Annotated in this window: 2 protein-coding genes, 1 tRNA gene and 1 pseudogene; 2 read left to right on the top strand and 2 right to left on the bottom strand. The window is 71.6% G+C overall.

The features are described 5' to 3' along the window. Positions 1-95 precede the first annotated feature (95 nt). Positions 96-3350, bottom strand: coding sequence for an amidohydrolase family protein (locus tag ACFV2X_RS55060; protein ID WP_385631754.1), 3255 nt, complete (start codon positions 3348-3350; stop codon positions 96-98). A gap of 444 nt (positions 3351-3794) precedes the next feature. Between ACFV2X_RS55060 and ACFV2X_RS55055 the strand changes: the two genes are divergently transcribed. After that, entirely contained in the window at positions 3795-4736 is a 942-nt protein-coding gene (locus ACFV2X_RS55055) for an alpha/beta fold hydrolase (protein WP_385631752.1), read from the top strand. Between the two features lie 210 nt (positions 4737-4946). After that, a tRNA-Pro gene (locus ACFV2X_RS55050) sits at positions 4947-5023 on the top strand. A gap of 681 nt (positions 5024-5704) precedes the next feature. Here the strand turns inward: ACFV2X_RS55050 and ACFV2X_RS55045 are convergent. Then, positions 5705-6092 (bottom strand): annotated as a pseudogene (locus ACFV2X_RS55045) (DDE-type integrase/transposase/recombinase); the annotation flags it as partial. Between the last annotated feature and the right edge of the window lie 448 nt (positions 6093-6540).

The raw sequence follows: 6540 nt of genomic DNA, 5'->3' as shown, positions 1-6540 counted from the left end.
CAAGCGCTCCGGCCCGCGGCGGCGGCCGTAGGGGCCCGCTCACACGCCCCCAACGCACGACGCACAACCGCGCGACGCACAACCAAAGCGCGCCGTCACCCCTCCCCGTCGCAGCAGGTGTCCCGCCGCAGCAGCCGACCCACCTCCAGCCAGTGCTCCGCCGACTTCCCCTGCCGCGCCCGGCCGCCCTCCGGGAAGGCGCGTACGAGCTCGTCCTGCTCGTACGGCACGCCGCCGCGCAGCACCGAGACCGTGCGCACGAGCGAGTCGAAGTCCGTGAAGGGATCGCCGTCCACGACCGTCAGGTCCGCCAGCTTCCCCACCTCCAGGGTGCCGAGATCCCGGTCCGCGCCGAACGCCCGCGCGGGCAGCAGGGTCGCGGTGCGCAGCGCCTCCGCCGCCGAGAGCCCGTACTTGTGCAGCGCCCGCAGCCCCATGTGCAGATGGAGCCCCACCGGCACCAGCGGCGCGTCCGTGCCCAGGGCGACCACCCCGCCGCCGGCGAGGATCCGCCGGTAGACCCCGATCTCGGTGCGCAGGGTGGCGAGCTGGGCGGCGGTGGGCGGGGCCTGGGCCAACTGCCGCACCAGGGCGGTGTCCCAGGGCGGCATGAGCCGGGTGACCCGTTCGTCCTCGGCCAGCGACGGGTCGGCCCCGACCAGCGGCGAGGCCGTGAACGGCGTGGCTATCAGACGGAAGTCGGTCGCGGTGTAGATCTCCGTCACGTCCTGGAAGGACTGCCCGGTCGCCGTCGTGGCGTGCCCGTACTCCAGGCGCTGCGTGGCCTGCAGATGGGTGGTCAGGTCCTGTCCGAGCTGTACACCGGGCGAGCACAGATGGCTGCCGGCACGCACCCCGAGCCGGTCGTGCGCGAAGCGGGCGGCCTCCTCCATGATCCAGCCGGGCGCGCGTACGTACGTCTTGACGAAGTCCCAGTCGAGCGCCGCCCCGCGCTCCAGCGAGCGGCGCAGCCCCTCGCGGGTGCGGTGCGCCCGCCCCATGCTGTACGCGACGCGCGGCCCGTCCAGCAGCTCTCCGGTGGCCAGCAGCCGGGGCCCGGCCAGGGCGCCCGCCGCGATGGCCTCGCGCAGCCGCGCCTGCTCGTACGCGAAGCCGCCGAGCGAGACGGCGGTGGTGATGCCGTAGGCGAGCTGCAGCATGGTCTGCCGGGCACCGTAGGTGTACTGCCAGGGATGCGTATGGGCATCCCAGAGACCGGGCACGACGGTGCGCGCGGAGGCGTCCACGCGGCGCTTCGCGGGCCGCCCGGCGCGATGCGCCTCGACGGCGGTGACGCGTCCGCCGCGCACCACGATGTCGACGTCCTCGCGCACCGTGCCGTCGTCGCCGGTGCCGTCCCAGAACCTCCCGGCGTGGACGACGGTGTCGGCCGGGCTCGGGCGCCGGTGGTCGAGCGGGACGCGCACGGTACGGGCCGTGCCGCCCTCGACGTCCAGCAGCCGCAGCTTGCCCGCCGACAGATACAGGAGGGAGCGCGAATCCCCCGACCAGGAGGGGTGGTCGGCGCTCTCCTCGGTCAGCCGGCGCGGCTCGCCGTCCGGGGTGCCGTCGGGCCGTACGGGCAGCAGCCACAGGGCGGATTCGGCGATCACGGCGAGATGGCGGCCGTCGGGGGACCAGACGGGGCCGGAGTCGTAGCGGTCGGAGAGCGAGGTGTGCGGCGCCAGCGCGTACAGCCTGGCCGCGCCGCTGCTCACAGCCACGATCCGGATGAGGTTGTAGCCCTCGCGGAACCGTTGGTTCAGCCGGTTGCGATCGCAATAGGCGATAAAGCGACCGTCCGGCGACCAGCTCGGTCTGCCGGGCAGCCCACCGCCGCCGAGCGGCGCGGCCAGCGTGCGCTCGGTGCCGGCGGCGAGGTCACGCAGGACCAGGTTTCCCGACATGTCGATACTGGCGAGGCGATCGCCTGCGGGGGACAGCGCCGGATGCACCCGGCCCCCGGAGGCCAGCTCGGTCTCTTCGCCCGAGGCGAGGTCCCGGCGGCGTACGGCGAGCAGCCCGTCGCGGTCGTCGGCGTAGATCAGCGCCCGCCCGTCGGGCGTCCACGTCGGGCCCAGCAGATAGCGGGTGGGCGAGGCCCGTACGATCCGGCGCGGGGCACGGCCGCCGGTGGTGTCCGCGACCCACAGGGAGTTCAGCGCGGCGAAGGCCACCTTGCGCCCGTCGGGGGACAGCGCGGGCAGATGCACCCCGCGCACCGGCCGCGCCCCGCCGCCGCTGTCGAAGTCGTACTGCTTGACGCGGTAACGCGGCCGGCCGACCGGCAAGGCGGCCTTGAACGGTATCTCCTCCCCGCCGCCCGGCGCCTCGGGCCGCACCAACCGGAACCGCCCGCCCACGGTGAGCAGCAGCTCTCCGCCGCCCGTCCAGCGCGGCGGCACCGGCTGTACATCGCCCTCCACCGGGACGACCGCACCGCCGACGACCAGCGTGCAGGAGGCCTCGGGAGCGGGGGTGGTGCGCAGATAGGCGAGCGTGCCGCCGGGCGACACCGCGGGCGCGAGCACCTGCACCCCGGCGGCCGCCTCGGTGTGCTCCACCGTCACCGGCCCGCTCCCGTCGGCCCGTACCGAGGCGACCGTACGGGCGTCCAGCGCGGCCCCGGCGAGCCGGCCGCGTACGAACAGCACCCGCTCGCCGTCGGGGGACCACGCGGGGTCGAAGTCCTCCCAGACGCCGTCCTGCAGCGGCCCGTCCTGCCCCGGCACCCCGGTCAGCCGGGTGAGCTCCCCCGTGGCCACCTCCAGCACCCACACCCGGTACGGGCTGCCCGCCACCGTGTCGCCGCCGCGCTCGGAGGCGAAAGCGATCCGGGTGCCGTCGGGCGACCAGGCCGGACCCCGGTCGTCCCAGGGCCCATCCGTTCGCTGCCGCACATCCGAGCCGTCCGGTCGCAGCGTCCACAGATGGAACCCGCCGCCCCGGTACGCACAGACCGCCAGCAGCTTCCCGTCGGGGGAGAAGACCGGCCGCGTGGGCTCCAGATCGGGCGGGGTGAGCGCGGTGGCGGCGCCGCCCTTCCGGGGCAGGGACCACAGCACATTCTGGACCTCGGCGACCAGCCAGTCACCAGAGGGAGAGAGCGTCGCGGCGCCATTGGTGGCCCCGGTGAACGACAAGGTGAGCGAGGCCCGCCGCGCCGAGGCGGCAGCGCTCTGCGCCGGCAACCCGGCCCCCGCCCCGGCCACGGCAGCGGTACCAGCGGCGGCCTGCAGAAACCGGCGGCGGGAGAGCGAGGGCGGCGCGGCGTCGCCGGGGGCGGGCTCGGGGGAGAGGGCGGGGACGGGGGCGGGCTCGGCTGTGGCGGCAGTGTCTGCGGTCTCCAACGGTCCTCCTGGAACACGTAGTTGTGCGGAGCAGGAGTGGGCAGTGGTGCGTGCAGCACTTGATCGTTTCATGGGCCTCGGGCCCGGGGTCAACACTGCGTCGCGAGGAAGACGCGGAGGCACGAGACAGAGAAGGGCGTGCCTCGGGGGGCGGGAAGACGGTGCCCTGGCAGGAATAACGTGCCCCCGGCCCGGGCGGGAAGACCGTGCCCCAGCAGGAATAACGTGCCCCCGGCCCGGGCGGGAAGACCGTGCCCCAGCAGGAATAACGTGCCCCGGCCCGGAGGGATGGGTGTGCCCCTGTCGGGAAGGAGTGATCCCATCGCGGCTGCCACGGCGTCCCACGCCTCGGCGAACACGGGGTGGCAGCGGTGGATCCCTCCCCCTCCCGCCCCCCAACACAGGACAGTTCCTCCTCCCCTCCCACACAGGAGATGAGACGGCATGCCGACGGACGGCATCACCTACCACACCAACCACCTCCCCACCCCGGACGGCGTAAGCCTGGCCACCTACACCTGGCTCCCTGAGTCACGCCCCCCACGCGCGATCGTCCAGATCGCCCACGGCGCCGCGGAACACGCCCAGCGCTACGACCGCTTCGCCCGCTTCCTGTGCGACCACGGCTACGCCGTGGTCGCCTCGGACCACCGCGGCCACGGCGTGACCGCCGCCTCCACGGGCGGCCTCGGCGTCGTGGGCGAGGAGGGCGACGGCTGGAGGGCCATCGTCAAGGACCTGCGAACCGTCGGCGGCCGCACCCGGCAGGCTCTGCCCAGGACGCCGCTGTTCCTGCTGGGCCACAGCATGGGCTCGATGCTCGCCCGCGACTGCGCCCAGGAATACGGCGACGACCTCTCCGGCCTGATCCTCTCCGGCACCTTCCGCTCACTGCCCGCGACAGACCCAGACGAGGCCATCACCCGCCTGGAGACCGAAATCGCCAAGCACGGCCGCACCGCCTTGTCCAGCTTCACCACCGAGCTCTTCGCCTCCTTCAACGACCCCTACGAACCCGGCACCGGCTACGAATGGCTCTCCCGCGACCCCACAGAAGTGGCCGCCTACACGGCGGACGAGCGGTGCGGCTTCCCCTTCAGCGCCGGCCTCTCACTTGACTGGGTCCGTGCCGTCCGCAAGATCAACAACCCGCACAACCAATCCCGCACCCCGCCCAGACTGCCCGTCCACATCGCCGTGGGCGCCGAGGACCCCTGCAACCAGCGATTGACACTGGTCCACGAACTCCTTGAGGACTTCCGCTACCTCGGCACCCTCGACCTGAGCTGGAAGAGCTACCCCGACGCCCGCCACGAGATCCTGAACGAAACCAACCGCGACCAGGTCCAGCAAGACCTACTGACCTGGCTGAACGCCCACACCTGAGCCCCCGCGCCCAGCCGCCCTCCTGCCCCGTCCGAACGGAGGCGCAGCCACACCTGGACACACCTCGCCATCGTCGGCCAACCCAACGTAACCAGAGGCTCATCCCCGGCCTGCCGCACCCCACCGAAAGGTGGCAGCGACCACCCCCTGAAGTGCGGTATTGTTCTCTTGCGCGACCGGCCAGAGCGAAAGCCGAAGCCGGACAAGCACCGGGACGTGGCGCAGTTTGGTAGCGCACTTGACTGGGGGTCAAGGGGTCGCAGGTTCAAATCCTGTCGTCCCGACCAGCATCATCGCAGGTCGGAGGCCGTTTCCGCGGGTAGCGGAAGCGGCCTTAACCGTTTCCGGGCTGGGAGCAAGTGGGAGCCCTCTGGGAGCACTCGTGCTCCCAACTCGCAGACGTGTCAACGGTGCCCGATTCGTCCGTCACCCGATCCGGTAGACCTACAGTGCCGTACCGCGCCCTCACGCGCCGTCGTCAACCGCAGGCCCCCGACGTCACCCCATCGATTCGGATGTCTTCTGCATCGAGAGGCATAAGGACCCCTTGTCGGCGCTCGAGCACCTTTCGTGGTGGGAGCACGGTGTCGTGCTCCCCATGCGACAGGGGTGAGGCGAACCGCTGCTGATCTTTCCTGGCAGGTTTCCGCAGGCAGTCCGTTCGTGGGGCTTTCGGCTGCGGTGGACGACCTGCGTCAAGGGGTGGTAAAGCCCCTTTTCGTCCGCCGGCAGATGGGGCACTCCCAGGGTGTGAGTGCTGTATCCGGTTCTGGAGCGCCGTAACGAGACAGCCGTGCTGGGCCTTGTCGGAATAAATATTGTGCCAGGCGGGTGGAAGTGATGGCACCGATGAGTGCAAGTGCTGGGTCAGTGGTCAGGGGAGACCGCATACCGGCACTGTTGCGTTATCGGGGCGTGGGTGTCTGACGGCGCGTCGGGGCCTGGTGGGCCTGGAGGCCGGCCCGTGCTCAGGCTGCGGTGGGCCAACCGGCGACGCCAGTGACCGACTCTCGGATGGCGAAGCGGATGCTCATCTCGGCCCGGTATTCGGGGCGGCCACGAGATGGTGGGGGTCGGAAGTGGGGTGAGATGCCGCGAAGGCGGACAGGAACCGCTGGGCCCCGCCCACGAAGCGGAAGCCTTTCATCGTGCGTTCGCGCTGCCTCGTCGGCTGACGGCCGCTCTCCGCCCGGTTGTTCAGGTGGTTCGACTGCTGTGCTCCATGGAGGGTATGACCTCGTGGTGAGCGGCGCCGTGGGAGCGGAGCTTGTCCGTGACGACCACGCGCGGCACCGCACCCGTCCTCTTGAGGAGCCTGCGGAAGAAACGCCTGGCCGCGGCCTTGTTCCGCCGATTCCAGGTGACCTTCGAATGGCGCCGCCACGTCGCGAACGCGGCGTCGATGTGGCGGCGGGCCGTGACCCCGTCCATCTCGGTGACTCTGGTCAGGTGGGCGAAGGCTTTCGACTCCAGCCCGCGGACCTGGGCGTATCCGTAGTGGGGTGACGGCGTGGCAGTCGGTGCGCAGGCAGATAAGCCGCTTCAGATGCTGGACGCGGGCCGCATCGTCGTACACACACCGCTCGTGGGGCCTCCAGCCACCGCTTGGCCTCACGGTTGCTGGCGGAGCCGTGCTGCTGGAGGCTCAGGGTGCGGGCGGTGAGGTCGGAGGCGTGTATCTCCAGGACGGGGACCCGCCGTTTCGGTCGTGTGCCGTTCGGAAACTCGTCGCTGCTGGTCAGGCGGCGTATCTGTACTCGTTGATCACGCCGCCGAGTATTCGGGTGTGCAGGAGCCGGTGAGT

The sequence above is a fragment of the Streptomyces sp. NPDC059679 genome (genome assembly GCF_042734105.1).
GTDB lineage: Bacteria > Actinomycetota > Actinomycetes > Streptomycetales > Streptomycetaceae > Streptomyces.
Note: the sequence above shows the minus strand (reverse complement) of the source record. Positions and strands in the feature narration are given on the sequence as shown.